This is a genomic window from Hyphomicrobium sp. (assembly GCF_009026145.1).
GTDB lineage: Bacteria > Pseudomonadota > Alphaproteobacteria > Rhizobiales > Hyphomicrobiaceae > Hyphomicrobium_A.
In genome coordinates, this window is record NZ_WBUE01000019.1 from 37,135 (window position 1) to 56,290 (window position 19,156).

The 19,156-nt window shown below is 61.6% G+C and carries 16 protein-coding genes; 9 read left to right on the forward strand and 7 right to left on the reverse strand.

Annotation, left to right across the window (positions count from 1 at the left end):
• Positions 1-41: 41 nt before the first annotated feature.
• On the reverse strand, positions 42-1,817 hold the full coding sequence (locus F9K20_RS14390; RefSeq protein WP_291003102.1) for an ABC transporter ATP-binding protein/permease: 1,776 nt from the start codon (positions 1,815-1,817) through the stop codon (positions 42-44).
• A gap of 157 nt (positions 1,818-1,974) precedes the next feature.
• On the opposite strand from F9K20_RS14390, the gene F9K20_RS14395 reads away from it, so the two are divergent.
• Together F9K20_RS14395 and F9K20_RS14400 are read left to right on the forward strand one after the other, a co-directional pair.
• Complete coding sequence (locus tag F9K20_RS14395) at positions 1,975-2,235, forward strand: hypothetical protein (RefSeq protein WP_291003104.1); 261 nt, start codon at positions 1,975-1,977, stop codon at positions 2,233-2,235.
• Between the two features lie 52 nt (positions 2,236-2,287).
• Positions 2,288-3,223, forward strand: a complete 936-nt coding sequence (locus tag F9K20_RS14400; protein WP_291003106.1) for a 1-phosphofructokinase family hexose kinase — start codon at positions 2,288-2,290, stop codon at positions 3,221-3,223.
• 343 nt (positions 3,224-3,566) lie between these two features.
• Here the strand turns inward: F9K20_RS14400 and ppsA are convergent, their stop codons facing one another.
• The 4 genes from ppsA to polX form a co-directional block, all read right to left on the reverse strand.
• Positions 3,567-5,951, reverse strand: a complete 2,385-nt coding sequence (gene ppsA / locus F9K20_RS14405) for a phosphoenolpyruvate synthase (protein WP_291003109.1) — start codon at positions 5,949-5,951, stop codon at positions 3,567-3,569.
• Positions 5,952-6,469: 518 nt separating this feature from the next.
• Entirely contained in the window at positions 6,470-6,880 is a 411-nt protein-coding gene (locus tag F9K20_RS14410; RefSeq protein WP_291003111.1) for a hypothetical protein, read from the reverse strand.
• Positions 6,877-7,095 (reverse strand): hypothetical protein, encoded by a 219-nt coding sequence (locus F9K20_RS14415; protein ID WP_291003113.1) that lies wholly within the window; start codon positions 7,093-7,095, stop codon positions 6,877-6,879. Before F9K20_RS14415 ends, F9K20_RS14410 begins: the two co-directional genes overlap by 4 nt.
• Before the next feature lie 158 nt (positions 7,096-7,253).
• Entirely contained in the window at positions 7,254-8,966 is a 1,713-nt protein-coding gene (gene polX, locus F9K20_RS14420; protein WP_291003114.1) for a DNA polymerase/3'-5' exonuclease PolX, read from the reverse strand.
• A 298-nt stretch (positions 8,967-9,264) separates the two neighbouring features.
• On the opposite strand from polX, the gene F9K20_RS14425 reads away from it, so the two are divergent.
• Positions 9,265-10,806, forward strand: coding sequence for a PAS domain S-box protein (locus F9K20_RS14425; RefSeq protein ID WP_291003116.1), 1,542 nt, complete (start codon positions 9,265-9,267; stop codon positions 10,804-10,806).
• Positions 10,807-10,958: 152 nt separating this feature from the next.
• On the opposite strand, the gene F9K20_RS14430 is transcribed toward F9K20_RS14425, so the two are convergent.
• Positions 10,959-11,675, reverse strand: a complete 717-nt coding sequence (locus F9K20_RS14430) for a CheR family methyltransferase (RefSeq protein ID WP_291003118.1) — start codon at positions 11,673-11,675, stop codon at positions 10,959-10,961.
• A 318-nt stretch (positions 11,676-11,993) separates the two neighbouring features.
• The gene (locus F9K20_RS14435) at positions 11,994-12,359 is read right to left on the reverse strand and encodes a hypothetical protein (RefSeq protein ID WP_291003120.1); all 366 of its coding nucleotides are present in this window, start codon (positions 12,357-12,359) and stop codon (positions 11,994-11,996) included.
• Between the two features lie 459 nt (positions 12,360-12,818).
• Between F9K20_RS14435 and acsA the strand changes: the two genes are divergently transcribed.
• The 6 genes from acsA to phoU all read left to right on the forward strand — a co-directional run bounded on the left by acsA (position 12,819) and on the right by phoU (position 18,818).
• Positions 12,819-14,564 carry an acetate--CoA ligase gene (gene acsA / locus F9K20_RS14440; protein WP_291003123.1) on the forward strand — a complete coding sequence of 582 codons (1,746 nt, stop codon included), beginning with the start codon at positions 12,819-12,821 and terminating at the stop codon, positions 14,562-14,564.
• The gene (gene pdhA, locus F9K20_RS14445) at positions 14,561-15,571 is read left to right on the forward strand and encodes a pyruvate dehydrogenase (acetyl-transferring) E1 component subunit alpha (protein WP_291003125.1); all 1,011 of its coding nucleotides are present in this window, start codon (positions 14,561-14,563) and stop codon (positions 15,569-15,571) included. Before acsA ends, pdhA begins: the two co-directional genes overlap by 4 nt.
• 5 nt (positions 15,572-15,576) lie before the next feature.
• Positions 15,577-16,557: an alpha-ketoacid dehydrogenase subunit beta gene (locus tag F9K20_RS14450; protein WP_291003127.1), complete on the forward strand. Its 981-nt coding sequence runs from the start codon at positions 15,577-15,579 to the stop codon at positions 16,555-16,557.
• On the forward strand, positions 16,554-17,720 hold the full coding sequence (locus tag F9K20_RS14455; protein WP_291003131.1) for a dihydrolipoamide acetyltransferase family protein: 1,167 nt from the start codon (positions 16,554-16,556) through the stop codon (positions 17,718-17,720). Before F9K20_RS14450 ends, F9K20_RS14455 begins: the two co-directional genes overlap by 4 nt.
• On the forward strand, positions 17,717-17,968 hold the full coding sequence (locus tag F9K20_RS14460) for an acyl carrier protein (RefSeq protein WP_291003134.1): 252 nt from the start codon (positions 17,717-17,719) through the stop codon (positions 17,966-17,968). The genes F9K20_RS14455 and F9K20_RS14460 overlap by 4 nt, the downstream gene beginning before the upstream one ends.
• Before the next feature lie 139 nt (positions 17,969-18,107).
• Positions 18,108-18,818, forward strand: a complete 711-nt coding sequence (phoU, locus tag F9K20_RS14465; RefSeq protein WP_291003136.1) for a phosphate signaling complex protein PhoU — start codon at positions 18,108-18,110, stop codon at positions 18,816-18,818.
• Positions 18,819-19,156: the final 338 nt, after the last annotated feature.

Below are 19,156 nucleotides of genomic sequence, written 5' to 3' on the forward strand. Positions count from 1 at the left end.
TGCGCGAGGGGCCGCGACCATGTCGTTGACGTGAGCTGTGCCTAACGGCCATGCTTTGAGCTCTCTCGTGGGCGAAGGGACAGACGCGGTCCTTTTGGAACGCGGTGCAGATTGAAAGTCCGATTGTAGAAGCCGTCGTGCGCGGGCGTACGGCACGTGCAGATGACGGAGGTTCCCGCCAGCGGCCCATTGAAGAAATCCATCAATTGCTGACGGTGCCGCGGTTCCAGGGCGCTCAAGGCGTCGTCGAGAAAGGCCCATTTCGGCCTCTGCAGCAGCAGGCGCGCGAAGGCGAGGCGCTGCTGCTCGTCAAGCGAGAGCATCCGGTCCCACCGCTCGTCGCGATCAAGCGACGATGCAAGATAGTCGAGGTCCACCTGCTGCAGAGCCGAGCGGATAGCGGCGTCGTCGAAGCCGCCGGGTTGAAGGGGGTAGGCGACGGCGGTGCGCAGCGTCCCGAGCGGCAGATAGGGCCGCTCGTAAATGAAATGCATGCTGTCCCGCGGCGGAACGAGGATTTTTCCCGTGCCCCACGGCCAGAGGCCAGCCAAGGCGAGCACCAACGCGGTCTTGCCCGAGTGCGGCTCGCCGACGATCAGAATGCGCTCACCCGGCAGCACTTCGATGTGTGTGTCATCGAGCGCGGCAGCCCCCTCGGGAAGCGACAGCGTGACGTTTTCCAAGGCGAGATTGCCCGCAGGATGATTGACGATCTCAATGTTTGGCACGTCGCGGTGGAGTTGCTCGAGCGTGAGGAGAGCGTCGCGGAAGGTCACGACTCGGGAAAGCGTGGCGCGCCAGTCTGCGATCCCGGCAAAATTGTCGACAAACCATCGGAGTGACTGCTGCACCTGGTAGAACGCGCCCACCACCATCATCAGCCCGCCGAACGACAAACTGCCGCCGAAGTAGCCGGGTGCCGCAACGACGATCGGCACCACGAGCGCAAGCCAGCCGTGCCCGGATGTGATCCAGGTGAGCTTCGTCAGGCGGTAGGCAAGCCCCCGCATGGTGTCGATCAAGCGACGGAATATTCCCTCGATGAGCCGGCGCTCGTCGGCCTCGCCACCGTAAAGGGCGATGCCCTCGGCGTGCTCGCTATCTCTGACAAGCGCGAAGCGTAGCTCGGCTTCCTGGCCGTAGCGCACGCTGTGCAATTGGATGAGCGGGCGGCCGACGAGCCAGGTCAGCCAGGAACCCGCAAGCGCGAAGGCGAGCGCGCACCAGACCATGTATCCCGGGATTGAAAAGGCGCGCTCCCCCACCACGAACACGACTTGCGCGGACAGCACCCAGAGTACGCCCAGAAAGCTCAGCAGCAGCAGCGTCGCCTGTAGAAACCCGACGCTGAGACCCGCCGTGAGCTCGGTCAGATGCCGGGCATCCTCCTGCATGCGCTGGTCGGGGTTGACGCCGATCTCTCCTGCGAATTGGAGCCGATGCGCGCGACCCGGCACCAGCCATTCGTCGAGCAGATCGCGGGTCAGCCACTCGCGCAGTTTCACTTTCAGCAACTCGTGCAGCAGGGTCTGGCTGACAACCAATACGAGGAGGACGCTGACGATGATTAAGAATACCAGGAGCTGCCAACCGAAAGCGGGCAGATCCTTTTGCTCCAGCGCGTCGTAGAAGCTGCCCTGCCAGACGTTGAGCCTGACCTGCCCGACGGCAGTCGCACAAATGACGATGACGATGCCGATTGACAGCAAGATAACCATGCGCCGCTCCGCCGAGTCGACGAGCGAGGGCAGCAGCGACCGGAACTGTGCGAGCGCGCCGCTCGGATTGTCTTTGTCTTTTGTCAACGCCGCAGGCATTTTCTGTACCTCGTCAGCTCGTTCACGGCAGGGTAGCCTCAAATCGGTGCCCCAGGATCATGGCTCACTACGAAAGGCGGAGCCACCGGGTCGTGTCCGCTTGCCGGCCCTGGCGAGAGGCAACAGATGATGGCGCAGCCAAGAATGGGAGGTCGGTATGCACAACCGAGCAACACTTGACCTGGCGATTGGACTTCTGCTTCGTGAATTGTGCGAAGAGCGTCATGCGATGCGGGAGCAGGTCGCGTCGGTCCTCGAATTGACCGATCTTGGCGTCACGCGCATCGAGAACGGCGAGGAAACTCTGAGTGCGGGTGGACTGATCCTGTTGCTCAGCCTCTTTCAACTGACCTGGGAAGAGTTTCTCATGCGCCTGAGGGCGCATCTCCCCGACGCCGAATCTGAAATTCTGGAGTAGTGGACGGCCTCCTGCTTCAGTGCGTCTCGGCAATCGGCACAATGCAGAGATTATGGCGCGCATCTTAACGCTCACCCTGAGCCCGGCGATCGACGTTTCGACTTCGGTCGAACGTCTGATGCCCGTTCACAAGCTGCGCTGCGGGCCGGTGCGACGCGATCCCGGCGGCGGTGGCATCAACGTTGCGCGTGTCATTCACCGGCTCGGCGGCGATGTCGCTGCCGTCTATCCGGCGGGCGGCCTTATCGGTGCGCTATTGCACAAGCTCGCCGATGCGGAGGGCGTTCGCAGCCACACGGTGCCGATCGCAGAGGAGACGCGCGAGAACTTCACCGTGGTAGAGGGGGTGGGCAGTCAGGAGTATCGCTTCGTGCTCCCGGGGCCGCAATTGAGCGAGGGAGAGTGGCGCGCTTGCCTTGAAGCCGTCGTTGGAGCCGGGGAGCGGCCCGACTTCATCGTTGCCAGCGGGAGCCTGCCGCGCGGGGTGCCCGCCGAGTTCTTCCGCGTTCTGGCCAAGACAGCCAAGGGAAGGGGAACGAAGCTCGTCCTGGACAGTACAAAGCCCGCTCTGATGGCTGCGCTCGAAGAAGGCATCCACCTTATCAAGCCCAACCTGCGCGAATTTCGTGAGCTGATGGATGAGCCTTTGATGAGCCGGCGGGAGTGGATCGATGCTGCGCGGCGACTGATCGCGCGCGGCGTCGAGCGCGTCGCGCTTACATTGGGCGATCGTGGCGCCTTGCTTATCACCCGCGAGGAAGCATGGTTCGCCGAAGGACTGCCGGTCAAAGCCATTAGCTCCGTCGGCGCCGGCGACAGCTTTCTTGGTGCGATGGTTTGGGCACTGAGCGCCGGCCACAGCCTTCCGGATGCTCTGCGCTATGGCATCGCGGCGGGCTCCGCGGCTGTGCTTGCGCCGGGAACGAGCCTTTGCAGTGCACATGACGTTAAGCGGCTTCTCCAGGAGGTGGAGGTCGAGCAAGCTTGATGACCATTCAAGCGCGGTCGAGGGCCTTGGAGGCACCGAGCAAACCAACCCAAGAGATTGACCAGGCCTGGACCGGATATGTCCCGCTCGGCGGAAACGTGGGCAGCGTCGGCGCATCCGCTCCAGACCGCCTTCGCTGCCAACAGGATCGGTTCCGGCGGCGGTTGGAACCAGCGCACTGACGCCGGGTCCGGTGCCAGGCCCGATGAGGCCAACAGGGGCATCGGCGATGGCGGTGCCGGAGCCGACCTGTGTTCATTCTCTCGCAGGTAAGGAACCGCGGCCGCGTGGGCTGCGGTGCGCAGTTCGCGCAGCCAACCCTTTTTCTCAGTTCTTCAATCGATCACTGCCTGGCCTCGGCTGCGGCGACGTGCTCCTTCACCGCAATGAAACTATCGGGAGTGACAGAGATGGAGTCGATGCCGCAACGGACGAGGAACTCGGCAAACTGCGGATGATTGCTGGGCGCCTGCCCGCACAGGCCGACCTTGGCACCGCTTTCGTGCGCCCTCTCAATGACGGTGCGGATCAACCACGTCACGGCCTCGTCTTGCTCGTCGAACAGGGGTGCAAGGTCGGCTGAATCGCGATCCACGCCGAGCGTAAGCTGGGTGAGGTCGTTGCTGCCGATTGAGAAGCCGTCGAAGCGCTCGGCGAAAGCCTTCGCCAGGATGACGTTGGAGGGGATTTCGCACATCACATAGACCTGAAGGCCGTTCTCGCCCCGCTTGAGACCGTGCTCTGCCATGACCTCGAGGACGCGGTCCGCCTCCTTCGTCGAGCGGCAAAAGGGAATCATGACAACGACGTTCGAGAAGCCCATCTCCTCCCGCAGGCGGCGGATGGCCCTGCATTCGAGCGCGAACCCTTGCTGATACTTCGGGGAGTAGTAGCGTGAGGCGCCGCGGAACCCGAGCATCGGGTTTTCTTCCTTGGGCTCAAACTGCGCACCGCCGATCAAATTCGCGTACTCGTTAGTCTTGAAGTCGCTCATGCGGACGATCACCGGCTTCGGGAAGAACGCGGCCGCGATACGTCCCAGCCCGCGCGACAGGCAGTCGACGAAATAGTCGCGCTTGTCGGCATAGCCGCTCGTGAGAGCGCTGATCGCTTGCTTCGCCTTCGCATCCTTTAGTGCGTCGTACTGGGCGAGCGCCATGGGATGCACTCTGACGTGGTTGCTGACGATGAATTCCATGCGCAGGAGCCCGACTCCGTCCGCCGGCAGACGCCACCAGCGGAAGGCGGCGGCAGGATTGGCGAGGTTGAACATGATCTGCGTACGCGTCGCCGGGATCTGCTTCGGGTCTATCGTCACCGTTTCGAAATCCGCCTTCCCCTCGTAGACGAAGCCTTCGTCTCCGCCGGCACAGGAAACGGTGATCTCCTGCTCGTCCTTGAGGATCTGCGTTGCATTGCCCGTGCCAACCACGGCTGGCAGTCCGAGCTCGCGGCTGATGATGGCGGCATGCGATGTACGGCCACCGTGATCGGTAACGATGGCGGCCGCCCGCTTCATGATCGGCACCCAATCGGGATCGGTGGTCGCCGTCACCAGGATGGAGCCATCTGTAAAACGTGCGATGTCGCGCGGGCTTTCAATGCGCTGCACGCGCCCGGCGACGATGGCACTGCCGATGCTGAGGCCTTTGACGAGACTGCGCCCTTTCGACTTGATCTTGTAGGAAAGAAAGGCGGCGGTCCCTTTACGCGATTGCACGGTCTCGGGTCGCGCCTGGACGATGAATATGTCGCCGCTCTCGCCATCCTTCGCCCATTCGATGTCCATGGGCAGGCCATAGTGATCTTCAATTGCGCATGCCCAGCGTGCGAGGGTCAGAATGTCGGCATCAGTGAGGACGAATGAGGCGCGCTCGGTATCCGAGGTCGGAACGTTCTGCGTGGTCCGGCCACTTTCGCTGGCATAGACCATCTTCTGCTTCTTGGTTCCGAGCTTCTTCTCGACGATGGGGACGAGACCAGGAGTGGAGAGCAGAGGTTTGAATACCTGATACTCGTCGGGGTCGACGGCGCCTTGCACGACGTTCTCACCCAATCCCCAAGCGGCATTGATGAGCACGATGCGGTCGAACCCTGTTTCGGTGTCGATCGAGAACATTACTCCGGCGCCGCCGAGATCGGAGCGGACCATGAGTTGCACCCCGATCGACAGAGCGACCTTCATGTGGTCAAAGCCCTTCGTCTGACGATAGATGATTGCGCGGTCGGTGAAGAGCGAGGCGTAGCAACGCCGGCAGGCGTCGAGCAGCATTGCTTCGCCGCGAACGTTGAGGAAGCTCTCCTGCTGCCCTGCGAAGCTTGCCTCTGGCAGATCTTCTGCCGTGGCGCTCGAGCGCACGGCGACATCGGCATTGTCTCTCTCCGCGCGCCGGCAGAGGGTCGCATAGGCCGACTTGAGCGCCCGCTCCAGGTCGGGCGGCCACGCGGCGCCGAGAATGGCCTTGCGGATCGCCCCACCCACCTCCGGGAGAGTTGTCCTGCCCGCCGCGAGTTCGGACAGCCTGCGTGCAATCATCTCCCGCAAGTTGTTCGCGTCGATGAATTCCCAATAGGCCCTAGCCGTGGTCGCAAAGCCCGCCGGGACCCGTACCCCCTTCGAGCCGAGATTGCGCACCATCTCCCCAAGAGAAGCATTCTTGCCACCGACGCGCGCCACATCGCCACGCTTCAAGTCCTCAAACCAGAGAATGTGGGGGCTCGTTTCCAAACTATTGATGACCTGCCATGCGTAAATCCGAAGTGGCTGTGCTGGTCTTCACGACATGATCCGGCCACAACTCTTTTAGCTGCATTTGCCCAATGACGTCGCTGATCTCACCGGGGCGACAGTGATGTGCAAGGAGTGCGAAGGCGGCGCGCGGCCGGCTCTGGCGGAATCTGACGCGGCAACAGCGCCAACGTCACCTAATCTAGGAACTGGCCGATACGCTCGAAAACACTGTCCGAGTCTCTTCACCTCGGCATTGCGCTTGAACGTATGCCAGCGTGCTCTAGCGACGCCTATTCATCTCACGCTTCCTTTGAGCCAAGATGAATCTGCAGCTCATCCTCATCAGGCGCCATCAAGAAAGTTGCTCACATTGGTCATGATTGTCCTCCGTTGCTCGGCCTTTTGCTAGCATGCCTTGGAACCCCCGCACTGACATAGGTCAAGGTTAGGAGATCAGCGGGGAGTTGCGTTCTCGCGCAGGGTCAGGACCAATGCCAGCCGCTAAGAGGCAGCCGTTACTCAGCAGAAGATACGGCGTTTGGAAGTCCGGCTTGCGGCGGGCACTTTCGCTTGTTCTCGATCGGCTGTTCGTCGCACGTGACACCGAATCGGGCGCTTGCGTCATCAGTCAGCGGCTGCAGCGTGACCGCGCACGAGAGCGGCTGTCCTGAGGCATTAGAAGTGCGTAGCCGGATGCTGCGTCCCACACTCAACGGGAATCGGAAGGTGCAATCCTCGCCCTTGGGTTGGAGCAACACGATGATCTGTTCTTCGTTCTGCGTAATGTGCTCCACGGTGAATGTATCGCCCTCGTCGCCCAGCAGCACGGTCTGACCGGCGAGCACCGGGAACGAATTATCGCTGTCGAGCGCATTCGTGGTGACGAGGGGAACCGCGAGGCTGCCGATAAGCAAGAAACGAATCATCTGCTGTTGCGCCTCATGTCGCATTCATTGTGCCCATAAGCCGCTGTGACCGGCGCGGGCGGTACGGTCCGCTCGTCGCCATCGCAGAACACGTGTTCCTTGGCATCGAGGCGACGGATGCTGGTTTGCGCCAACCGCTCGTCGAATGATCCAGCAACGAAGCTAGAAGGTTCGCGCCCGGCGCTCCGCATGTAGTTGATCTGCGCAGCAGGCATTGGCTCCTCCCTCATTCACGTCTTCGCAGATGTTAGCGAGGGCCATAACGCGCACTTTGCCAGCCGCGTGCCAAATTGTAAGAATGCGTGACAGCGCCTTAGAATAGACTTTGATCGGATTTGTATGCATCTCGATCAAAGGAACGCACCTCAGGAAGTCATCGCTTCAAGAGCTTCTTGAGCTTGGCGAGCGGGCGCGTGTTGACGACGTCGCCTGCTTCGAGCCAGGCACGTCGCGCCTGATCGATGCCATAGCGCATGTAGCCAAGCTCGTGCGTCGTGTGTGCGTCGGTCGAGACAGCAAGCTTGAGGCCGGCTGCCTTTGCCGCGTGGGCATGCACGTCGTTGAGGTCGAGTCGGCTGGGCTCGGCGTTGATTTCCAGGCAGCAATTGCGCTCTTTGGCGGCGGCGATCAGACGTTCCATGTCAACCTTGTGGGGTTCGCGCTTGCCGAGCAACCGCCCAGTCGGGTGCGCAATGATGTTGACGTGAGGATTGTCCATCGCCCGGATGATGCGCTCCGTCTGCGCCTTCCGCGACAGGTCGAACTTGTAGTGCACCGCCGCCACGACAATGTCGAGGCGCGACAGGATCGAGTTTGAGAGATCGAGCCGGCCATCGGCAAGGATATCGACCTCTGTTCCTTTCAACAGCGCAATCCCGGCCAGGGTCTCATTCACACGGTCGATCTCGTCGATCTGCTGGGCAAGGCGTGAGGCATCAAGGCCGTGAGCGATGGTCACGTGCCGGCTGTGATCGGTGATCGCAAGATACTCATAGCCACGCTCTTTGGCCGCTGCGGCCATCTCGGCAATGGATGCGACCCCGTCGCTCCAATTGGTATGGGCGTGCAGGTCGCCGCGGATGTCCGAGGTATCTACGAGCTTGGGAAGCCTATGCTCGCGGGCAAGATCGACCTCGCCGCGATCCTCGCGCAGCTCGGGAGGTACATAGTCGAGGCCGAGCCTGGCATAGACCTCCGCTTCAGTCTTGCCGGCGAGGCGTCTCATGCCGTCATACAACCCATACTCGTTGAGTTTCCAACCTCGGTCGTTCGCCAGGCCGCGCAAGGCGATGTTGTGAGCTTTGGAGCCGGTAAAGTAGAGCAACGCCGCTCCGAAGCTCTCTGCGGGCACCACGCGCAGATCGACTTGCAGGCCTGAGCGCAGGATGACGGTCGTGCGGGTTGGCCCGTGTGCCGCAACCTCGGCAACGCTCTCGTATTTGACGAGGCGGTCGCCGAGCGCATCTAGCTGGCGGCCAGTCGCCACGATGTCGAGATCGCCGACTGTCTCGCGGCGCCGACGGAAGCTTCCCGCGACGGCGATGTCGCCCGCGGCTAGATGCAGATAATCGAGCAGGGAGGTCGCCTCCGCCTCAGCCTCGGATAGCTTGAAACGCTTCTGCGTCCTGGTTGCCTTACTGAGCGCGGCCAGGATCTTCTGCTCCATCTTCTCGCCGAATCCGCGCAACTCGCTCAACTTTCCGGCCTCTGCGGCGCGGCGCAGATCCTCCAGCTTGCGGATGTGCATGCGGTCGTAGAGGAGCTTGACGCGCTTCGGGCCGAGCCCTGGCAACTCGGCCATGGCGACGAGCTCGCCGGGCAGCTTGCGCTTCAGCGCTTGCAGAACATCGAAGCGGCCCGAGGAGACGATCTTGGCAATTTTTCCCGCAAGGTCCTTGCCGATGCCCGGCAGCTCGGAGAGCTCCTCGCCGGCCGCGAGCAGGCTCACAACGCTGCGCGGCAAATTCTCGATGGTTCGCGCGGCGCGGCGATAGGCACGGGCGCGAAACGGGTTGCCGCCCTGGATCTCGAGCAGCTCGGCCGTCTGATCGAAGATGGCGGCGATCTCGGCGTTTTGGATCGGCATGCCTTGCGCCCATCAAATTGGCTGCGGCCAATACAAGCCCGTCAACTGCCTTCAGCCCTTGATGCAGATCAGTGGACGCAGGCCCGCAACGTGCCGCGCAAGAGAGGAGGTTTGCTTCCGGACGCTCACTCCTGATCCATCTTGTTGGACGCGTCTCTTCGTGGTCGCCGCTTTGGAGCGGTCTCGGCTGCAAAGGCGTTAGAGAACGTTAAACGATAGGTGACAGCGTTTCGAGACTGTGGAACAAAAGAGAGGTCAGAACGGGGGTTGAACGGCATCCCATTGACCGGGTGACGTCATGACCAAAAACGGGTTTGGCCAACCTGTCCCTGAGGCGTCCCTGCATCAGCTTGCAGCGATCCTGAAGTCCGCTATTGACGCCATCATCTCGATTGATGCGCTTGGCACCATCGAGAGCATTAATCCAGCGACCGAGAGGATCTTCGGATACACGGGTGCCGAGCTCATCGGGCAGAACGTCAAGATCCTGATGCCGGAGCCGTATCGGAGCGACCACGACAGCTTTATCCGCCAGTACCGCCACACCGGGCAGCGCAGGATCATCGGCATCGGCCGGGAGGTGACCGGGCAGCGCAAGGACGGGTCAACCTTTCCCATGCACCTCTCGGTCAGCGAGTATGAGATTGGCGGCAAGCGTCATTTTGCTGGCGTCGTGCGGGATCTAACGCACCAGGCACGGCAAGAAGAGGCGCTGCGCCGGTCACAACGCATGGATGCGCTCGGCCAGCTCACCGGAGGGATTGCCCACGACTTCAACAACCTGTTGACCATTATCATCGGCAGCCACGAGCTGGCCGAGGAAACGCCGGACCCAGATAAGGTGCGCGAGCTTATGCGCCGCGCCAATGAAGCGGCCCACATGGGCGCGAGGCTGACTAACCGTCTCCTCAGCTTCTCGCGCCAGCGTAAGCTGGAGCCGGCCGTCATCAACCTCAACGAGCACGTCCTTAACATGCTGGAGCTGCTGCACCGGTCCCTCGGGGAGACCATCAGCCTTACGACGTCATTGGTCGGCGATTTGTGGAGCGTGCGCGTCGATCCGAGCGAGATCGAGAATGCCGTACTCAACCTTTCGCTCAACAGCCGCGATGCCATGCCGCAAGGTGGCAACCTGAGCATCGAAACGCGCAATCTGAAAGTCGTCAGCGATGATGCGGAGCGATACGGTCTTGCGACTGGCGAATACGTGGCGCTGACGGTCTCCGACACCGGCTTTGGCATGGCCCCTGAGATCGCAGCGCGCGCCTTCGAGCCTTTCTTCACGACAAAGCCGGCCGGCCGCGGCACTGGGCTCGGACTTGCCAGCACCTACGGGTTCGTGAAGCAGTCAGGCGGCAACGCCACGATCCACAGCGAGGCCGGCCGCGGCACCACCGTGAACCTCTATCTGCCGAGACACGGGCCGCAAGGTCTTCTGCGTGCGAATATTTTTGAGGGGACGCCACGCGCCGCCAACGAGCTCGTGCTGGTTGTCGAGGACAATCCCGAGCTGCGCGCCTTGACCCTCGAACGCTTGAAAGCCCTCGGCTATCGCGCCATCGAGGCCGACGGCGGTCCTGCGGCATTGGAGATAGTCGAGGCGGGAGAGCCGATTGATCTGATCTTCACCGATGTCATCATGCCGGGCGGGATCACGGGCTACGAGCTGGCCGCCGCCGTTCGGGAGCGCAATCCAGCAATCAAGATCCTCCTTACCTCAGGATATGATCCCGAACTTGCCGTCGAACAGGACGCGATGGCAGACGCTTTGAAGGTGCTGCGCAAACCCTACAAACAAGCCGATTTTGCTCGCGCGCTGCGCGACATACTTGACCCCTGAGCGTCGCAATCAGCGAGCGGTAGAATGTCCGTGTCCCCGAAGACATGCCGCGGCGCGATCCACATGCGCTTGCATCACCTTGGGCTGATAGTGCTCAGTGAGCAGGGCTCGGTTGCAATATCCATCTCGACTCCTCATTCCGCCAGCGCAGGCTAGTGAGATTGCGTGGCGGGGCTCAATTGAAAGATCTGCCCGGTACTCCCAATCGACGCCAGTTGAGGGCGCTCCTCCGGGAGCCGTTCGTGCTTACCGATCACGAGATAACCCTGCGGGTGCAGGTGCTCCAGCGTCTTCTCCAAGACCAATCGCTGGAGCGACGGCGCGAAGTATGTGAATGCAACATAGCGGTTGAGCACGAGGTCGAAGAGGCCGGAGGGCATCTCAACGCGCAAGTCCTGCAAGAGAAACGTGATGTCCTTGCGATGCTGTGGTCGCACGCAGAAATGATCCCCGGACCTATCGAAGCACTGAGCAGCGATGTGCGGTGGTAGATCGTGCAGGATATGCTCGTGATAGCAGCCTATTTGGGCACGCTCGAGCATGGTCCGGTCGATGTCTGTTGCAACGATCATAATGGCGGCACCGGGTAAAGACGGCACGGCCTCGAGATCCCAAAGGATCTTCAACGTATAGGGTTCCTCTCCGGAGGCGCATCCTGCCGACCAGATACGGGCAGGTCGATTTTCGCGGATTGCTCGACGCGCGATGTCAGGCAGAACGCTTCTCCGCAATCGCTCGAACACGTCCCGGTCGCGAAAGAAGCGGGATATCGTGATGTGGCAACATTCATCGAGCACGCGCCACTCATCAGGGTCCGTTTCCAGAAGCTGGCGATAGGCTGCGTATCCTTCGAGGCCGAGCTCCGCCATGCGGCGCCTGATGCGCTTGCAGACTTGGCCACGCACCTTTCGAAAGCCGGTCCATCGCATGTCGAGGCGCGGCAATGCCCACTGTAGGAAGGCTACGCAATCAGCATCCGTCATTGACTGCCTCCTGTTGGGGAGAGCGGCGCTCCACACAATAAGAGGCTTTGGAAAGCCGATCTGCTGGGACGCCACCCCGCAGCCGCACCAGGAACGGGGCCTTCGCCCACGCGTGCGAGGCACTCCCATGAGCCTGGCCGCGGAGCAATACACCCTCACGTTCAGCTTGGTTCCATGCACGCCACGAGCTGCTCCTCGCCTGGTTCAGCGCGCGCGGCGCGAGGCCTTAAGATGCGCCTCGAATCTGGGCGACAGAACTTCTGCCGGTCCTTCCTCCTCGAAGCGACGATCGCTCACGCGTTCGGCGCGGACGAGCTTGGCACGCTTCCATGGCGCTTCAATGATCCGATGCTGGGGCTGGAACCTGGTCTTAACGCCAAAGGCCTGCTGCGCAATATCTCGGGCGGCATCTTCGCTGTCGGCGCGGATAATGGCTGCACCGCGGTGCGAGCTTGCCTCCCAACTCGGATCCACTAAGTCGACCGGGGTCAAATGCCAGATAGCCATTTTCGTCTCCCTGCATTTCCGATCGAAGCCTTCATCACAGGCTGGCACGAAGCCCGTTTCCATCAGACCGATCGCAAGCGCATTGAACCAGTGCGTGGCAGCATGCGACGAAGCGCTATTCTTTGTATTTGTTTTGAGCCTCCAGCGCCGATTGGATGCGCCAGTACATTCTCGATGGATGGCACTGGAAAGCGTTGACGCAGGTCAAGGCATGTAGTTGCGAGTGGGTCAGCCTGCAATATTGCATTCGCCACGTGACACCCAACTTGGGTGGGTAGAGTTGCCGGGTGCTCAAAACGAAGTCACTGCTCTCTGGAGCGCGTTAAACGGAACGTATGAGGGCAGTTGATCGAAACATCCCGCATTGCCAGCACTCAACTCGGCGCTCGGCGTTCGTGAAGTGCGGAGACGCGGCTGGGCGCCGAACCGTTCAAGAGCTCGAGGTAGCAATGACCGATCGCAAGCTCGCCTACATCGCAAAGAACCATGCGGCGGCCCTGAAGAGCCTCAAGGCCTAGACCCATGGATTGGCCGCTCATAAGCAAGTCTGCTTCAGCCGCGAGGTGCCCTGCAAACCTTGTCGACTACGGCGAAGCCTATGGCAGCTTTACCTGGGAAGCTGCGCGACGGCAGCTCGCCGGTCTACCGCACGGAAGCGGGCTCAATATCGCCCACGAGGCAGTGGACCGCCACGTGCTCGACGGCCACGGCGATCGCGTCGCCTTGCGGTGGATCGCAAAGGAGCGGTCCACTAGGAATTACCGCTACAGCGAACTTGCGGAACTCAGCAACCGTTTCGCCAGCGCGCTGGAGACGCTTGGAATAGGCCCTGGACAGCGCCTCTTTACCCTCCTCGGCCGTGTGCCAGAGCTCTACGTCACGGCGCTTGGCACCTGGAAGCGCGGCGCCGTTTTCTGCCCGCTGTTCTCAGCCTTCGGACCTGCACCTGTGAAGGCGCGCATGCTCATCGCAGAACCCAAGGTGCTGGTCACGACCAGGCGGCTCTATGAGCGCAAGATCGCGCCTATCCGCGGCGAGCTACCGTTTCTGAAGCATGTTATCCTCGTGGGCGGCGGCGAAGGCGGCCATGATTTTGATGCCCTGATTGCGGCTGCATCGCCGCGCTTTACGATCGCAGCAACCGATCCGGAAGCTCTCGCAATTTTGCACTTCACGAGCGGGACGACAGGGCGCCCAAAAGGCGCCATGCACGTGCATGGAGCAATCATCGCACACCGTGCCACGGCACGCTTCGCGCTCGATCTCAGAGGAGATGACATCTTTTGGTGCACAGCCGATCCGGGGTGGGTCACGGGAACCTCCTATGGCATCATCGGCCCGCTTTCCCTTGGCTGCACGGTGATCGCCGATGAGGAAGAGTTCGACGCCGAGCGGTGGTACCGCACGCTGGAAGAGGAGAAGGTCAGCGTCTGGTACACGGCCCCGACGGCTATCCGCATGTTGATGAAGGCCGGCGCAGATCTGCCGAAGAGATTTGACCTCTCTGCGCTCCGCTTCATTGCCAGCGTCGGCGAGCCGTTGAACCCTGAAGCCGTGGTGTGGGGAGAGCAGGCGCTCGGTCTGCCCATCCATGACAACTGGTGGCAAACCGAAACCGGCGGCATCATGATCTCCAACTTTGCATCGATGGATATAAAGCCCGGGTCGATGGGGCGCCCGGTGCCGGGCATCGAGGCTGCCATTGTCGAGCGCACCGACGCGGGGCTGCGCATATTGAGCGAGCCAGATCACCAGGGGGAGCTGGCATTAAGAGCGGACTGGCCATCAATGTTCCGCGGCTACCTCAAGGAGGAAGAACGCTACCGCAAATGCTTTGCTGATGGCTGGTACCTTTCTGGTGACCTCGCCAAGCGCGATGCCGACGGCTATTTCTGGTTCGTCGGGCGCGCAGACGATGTCATTAAGTCGGCCGGACACCTCATCGGCCCCTTCGAGGTCGAGAGTACGCTGATGGAGCACCCGGCCGTGGCCGAGGCTGGCGTCATCGGCGTTCCCGATCCTGTTGCGGGCGAGGTCGTCAAGGCCTTCGTCGCCCTCAACGCCAGCTACGGCGAGAGCGAGGAGTTGAGAAAGGAGCTCCTGGCACACGCGCGCAAGCGATTGGGCCCAGCCGTCGCTCCGCGACTGATCGATTTTCGCTCCAGTCTCCCAAGAACACGATCGGGCAAGATCATGCGCCGGCTGCTGAGGGCCCGGGAACTGGGGCTTCCCGAAGGTGACACGTCCACCCTGGAGGGCGCCGAATGACGAAACCCCACATGCCCAAAGTGCACTTGGACCACGAGCATGGGCTCGCGCTGCTCGGCCAGATGATCCTCATCCGGCGCTTCGAAGAAAAGTGCGCCGAGCTCTACGGTGCTGAGAAAATTCGCGGCTTCCTCCATCTCTATATCGGCGAGGAAGCCAACGCCGTCGGCGTGATGCAAGCCTTGACCGCCGATGATGCGGTCGTCGCGACCTATCGCGAGCATGGGCACGCCCTGGCTCGTGGTCTCCCAGCGAAGGAGGTGATGGCCGAGATGTACGGCAAGGCCTCTGGCTCAAGTCGCGGGCGCGGCGGCTCCATGCACATATTTGACGCGGGCCGCCGGTTCTATGGCGGCATTGCCATCGTCGGCGGCGAGCTGCCTATAGCGGTCGGCCTCGCCCTTGCCGATAAGATGCAAGGGCGCGAGCGGATCACCTGCTGTATCTTCGGAGAAGGGGCAGCAGCCGAGGGAGAGTTTCACGAGTCGCTGAACTTGGCGGCATTGTGGAAACTGCCCGTGCTCTTCGTATGCGAAAACAACCGCTACGCGATGGGCACGGCGATTGAGCGTTCCGAGTCAGTAACCGATATGTGCGTGCACGCGCAGAGCTACGGCATTGCCGCCGGGGCAGTTGATGGCATGGATGTGGTGGCGGTGGAGGCGGCTGCGCGACGGATGGCGCAAGAGGTTCGTGTGGGCGGCGGTCCGAGGTTCATCGAGAGCAAGACCTATCGCTTCCGCGCCCACTCGATGTTCGACCCCGAACTCTATCGCAGCAAGGCTGAGGTGGAAGAGTGGAAGAAGCGCGACCCCATTGTGCTGTTCTCGCGCTGGCTACACGACGCCTGCCTTTTGCACGAGGCAGACGTGCAAATGATCGAGAACGACGTTGCGCGGGTGGTTGAGGAGGCCGTAGCCTTTGCAGAGGCGGCGCCTTGGGAGCCCGTCGAGGATCTGCTGCGCGACGTATATGCGCCGCGGACGAACACGGTTCCCCATCTATGACGCGCATGCGCAAGATCACCTACCGCGAGGCGGTGCGTGAGGCGCTCAAGGAGGCACTTGAGCGCGATGAGCGCGTGTTCCTGATGGGCGAGGATGTGGGCCGCTATGGTGGTGCATATGCGTGCTCAAAGGGGCTTCTGCAGGAGTTCGGCGAGCAGCGCATTCGTGACACACCGCTCTCCGAGTCAGGCTTCGTCGGAGCTGGTATCGGCGCGGCGCTTGGCGGCATGCTCCCCATCGTTGAGATCATGACGGTCAACTTCAGCCTGTTGGCCCTCGATCAGATCGTCAACAATGCCGCCACGCTTCGACACATGTCGGGAGGCCAACTATCCGTACCAATCGTGATCCGCATGGCAACGGGCGCTGGCCGCCAGCTTGCCGCCCAGCATTCACACAGCTTTGAAGGCTGGTTAGCCCATATCCCCGGGATCAAGGTCGTGGCGCCGGCGACCGTCGCAGATGCGCGCGGCATGCTCTGGACCGCAATCATGGATCCAGACCCGGTCATCATCTTCGAGCACGCGACGCTCTATAACGAGGAGGGGGAAGTCAGGGCGGAGGGCGACCTCGCCGTCGACATCGACCACGCCGTAGTAAGGCGGGCGGGCCGCGATGCCACCGTAATCACCTATGGGGGGAGCCTGACAAAATCGCTTGGTGCCGCCGATCAGCTCGCGGCCGATGGTATCGACTGCGAGGTCATAGACCTGAGAACCCTGAGGCCGCTTGACGACAAGACGATCATCGCGTCGGTCGCCAAGACACACCGCGCTGTCATCGTGGACGAGGGATGGCGCTCGGGCAGTCTCTCGGCAGAGATCAGCGCGCGCATCATGGAGCAGGCGCTCTACGACCTCGATGCCCCCGTTGCGCGCGTATGCAGTGTCGAGGTGCCAATCCCCTACCCACGCCATCTCGAAATTGCAGCAACTCCACAGGTGGAAACAATCACCGCGGCGGTCAGAGGAGTGTTGCGGAGATGATCGAGTTCCGCATGCCCTCCTTGGGGGCCGATATGGAAGCGGGAACGCTCGTCGAATGGCTGAAGAAGCCTGGCGATGTCCTGAATCGCGGCGACATCATTGCCGTTGTCGAGACTCAAAAGGGGGCAATCGAAATCGAGGTTTTCAACGATGGTGTGCTGGATCAGACTCTCACTGACATCGGCGAGAAGGTGCCAGTCGGGCGGGTGATTGCTACGATCAGGGCAAAGGACGAGGCACCGGGCCTCGCACCGCGTGCGGCGGTGCGTGACACAGCTCGAGAGATGGCAGCACCGAAAAAAGCTGCTCTCGTGGCGGGTCGGCAACCTGAGCCCGCTGAAGCTCGTGCTGCAAAGGTGCAGATCACGCCCGCTGCACGCCGCCGCGCTCAGCAGCTCGGCATTGACCTCGCGGCGGTCAAGCCAGGGCCTGGCGGCGTCGTCGGTATCGACCAGATCGAGGCTTCACGGCACGTCACGAAGGGACGTCCGGGCATCGCGTTCGACGAGATGCGCAGTGCCATCGCGGCTGCAATGGCGAGGTCGCACCGGGAAATTCCGCACTACTATGTCACGTCGATGATCGACGTTTCGCGCCTCATGGCTTGGCTGGAGGAGGAGAATGCAATTCGCTCCATCCCGGCGCGACTGATTTACGCCGTCCCGCTTATGCGGGCTGCCGCCCTCGCTCTTAAAAGAAACTCTGAGCTCAACGGCCACTATGAAGAAGGAAAATTTCAGCCCGCCGAGCATATCAATATGGGAGTTGCCGTGGCGATGCGCGGGGGAGGCCTTATCGCGCCAGCGATCCTGGAAGTGGAGACCCTCGCGATGGATGACTTGATGGAGAAGCTCAGGGACCTGATAACGCGGGTTCGTAGCGGGCGCCTCAGAAGCTCAGAGCTGTCGCAAGGCACGGTGACCTTCTCCAATCTTGGCGAGGAAACCGCCGACACGGTCCTGCCGCTGATCTATCCGCCGCAGGTAGCGATTATCGGCTGTGGCCAGATCGCCGAACGTCCGTGGGTCGACAAGGGAACCCTCAGCGTGCGCCGGACTCTGTCCGTTTCGGTCGCGGGAGACCATCGGGTGAGCGACGGGCGGCGGGCAGCACAATTCCTCACTCACTTTCAGCAACTCCTGCATAGCCCGGAAAAGCTGTGACCGACGCCGAACTCGCACAACTCGTGAAGTCTGCTCTCTTGAAGGTCGCGCCTGACCTCGAAGGAGAGGAGATTGCCGCCGAGAAGCGCTTGCGTGACCAGTTCGAGGTGGATTCGATGGATCTGCTGAATTTCGTGATCGAACTGCATAGGGTAACCGGCATCGAAATCCCCGAGCGCGACTATCCAAAGCTCGAGACGCTTGCCGGGTGCGTCAGATACCTCAAAGCAAAGGGCTTTCGGGCTTAATTTGCTCCCTCATCGATGCTGTTGTGCTGCGCTTTGCGCCGCGCCAGCGTGATCGAATTAGAGCCCACGTTGATCTTGGTCATGGTGCCTGAGTTCGGCGTTGTTAGCGTTGTCGTGTGCGTGACCAAGGGAGGTACGCGTGAGCGAGCATACCATGAGGTCCTTCAATCAGGAGCTCGACGGCCTTAAGGCTCAAGTCATGAGCCTAGGGCGTCTCGCGCAGGAACAACTGAATGGGGCGCTCGATGCAGCTGGCAAATTGGACGCAGGATTGGCCAAGCGGATTTTGCAGCGCGAGCCCGAGGCCAATCGCATGGCGCTCGATATCGACCAGTTCGCCATTCGCCTACTGGCTCTGCGCCAGCCCGTAGCGAATGATTTGCGTGCGGTGCTGTCCGCCCTACGGATGGCGAACGAGTTGGAGCGTGTCTGTGACTATGCCGCGGATCTTGCCGAACGGTTGATCACGCTGAGAGCAAGTGGGGAAGAGCCTATGCGTGCTCTTGGAGACATTGGCCGGTTCGCAGTGCTGATGCTAAAGGACGCGATGGATGCGTATGAGGCCGGAAACGATCGCCAAGCAGAGGATGTATGGTCGCGCGACAAGGAGCTCGACAGGCGGTATACGGAGTTATTCCGCCAACTGCTCGACTACATGATCAAGGACACGCAGCGCATATCGGTGGGCACTCAGATGCTGTTTATGGCGCGCGACATTGAGCGTGTCGGGGATCGGGCGACGAACATTGCCGAGGATGTCTGCTATCTCGTCCGCGGAACGATGCCACAGGAAATTCGGCCCAAGGCGGACGCGACGAGATCTATCGTGTCGCCGGCGAAATCAACGTAGGTCATCCTACAAATCGGCCTCAACAACAGGTAGCAGACCTGCGGATGTGCCGCCCCCGCGCAGCCACAGGCGACAACGGTAATTGACAAAGATCAATGCCCTGCATGCGGACAACTGCGAGCAAAGGTTAGCCGCAACTTCCGTCCCTCACGGAAGATCGCCCTATCCCCCCTAGGGCAAGTGGCGGGGCGCTGGTCCTCTTCCCCGTCCCTCGGATCAGCGTCCTTTCTTATCCTTCCGGCTACGGTCTCGCTTGAGCCGTTCGCGGTTTCGGCTGGCACCTCGGCTACAACTGTGGGCATTGATGCCGGCGGCGGCGGTTTCACGCGTGTAGCTCG

Bases quoted from the DNA above. Each gene is read 5' to 3' on its own strand.
- F9K20_RS14450 (WP_291003127.1), top strand. From the start codon at position 15,577: ATGCGCAAGATCACCTACCGCGAGGCGGTGCGTGAGGCGCTCAAGGAG.
- F9K20_RS14400 (WP_291003106.1), top strand. From the start codon at position 2,288: ATGGCGCGCATCTTAACGCTCACCCTGAGCCCGGCGATCGACGTTTCG.
- F9K20_RS14455 (WP_291003131.1), top strand. From the start codon at position 16,554: ATGATCGAGTTCCGCATGCCCTCCTTGGGGGCCGATATGGAAGCGGGA.
- F9K20_RS14390 (WP_291003102.1), bottom strand. From the start codon at position 1,817: ATGCCTGCGGCGTTGACAAAAGACAAAGACAATCCGAGCGGCGCGCTC.
- acsA (WP_291003123.1), top strand. From the start codon at position 12,819: ATGGATTGGCCGCTCATAAGCAAGTCTGCTTCAGCCGCGAGGTGCCCT.
- F9K20_RS14395 (WP_291003104.1), top strand. From the start codon at position 1,975: ATGCACAACCGAGCAACACTTGACCTGGCGATTGGACTTCTGCTTCGT.
- F9K20_RS14415 (WP_291003113.1), bottom strand. From the start codon at position 7,095: ATGCCTGCTGCGCAGATCAACTACATGCGGAGCGCCGGGCGCGAACCT.
- pdhA (WP_291003125.1), top strand. From the start codon at position 14,561: ATGACGAAACCCCACATGCCCAAAGTGCACTTGGACCACGAGCATGGG.
- F9K20_RS14425 (WP_291003116.1), top strand. From the start codon at position 9,265: ATGACCAAAAACGGGTTTGGCCAACCTGTCCCTGAGGCGTCCCTGCAT.
- F9K20_RS14435 (WP_291003120.1), bottom strand. From the start codon at position 12,359: ATGGAAACGGGCTTCGTGCCAGCCTGTGATGAAGGCTTCGATCGGAAA.
- F9K20_RS14410 (WP_291003111.1), bottom strand. From the start codon at position 6,880: ATGATTCGTTTCTTGCTTATCGGCAGCCTCGCGGTTCCCCTCGTCACC.
- polX (WP_291003114.1), bottom strand. From the start codon at position 8,966: ATGCCGATCCAAAACGCCGAGATCGCCGCCATCTTCGATCAGACGGCC.
- F9K20_RS14430 (WP_291003118.1), bottom strand. From the start codon at position 11,675: ATGGCGGAGCTCGGCCTCGAAGGATACGCAGCCTATCGCCAGCTTCTG.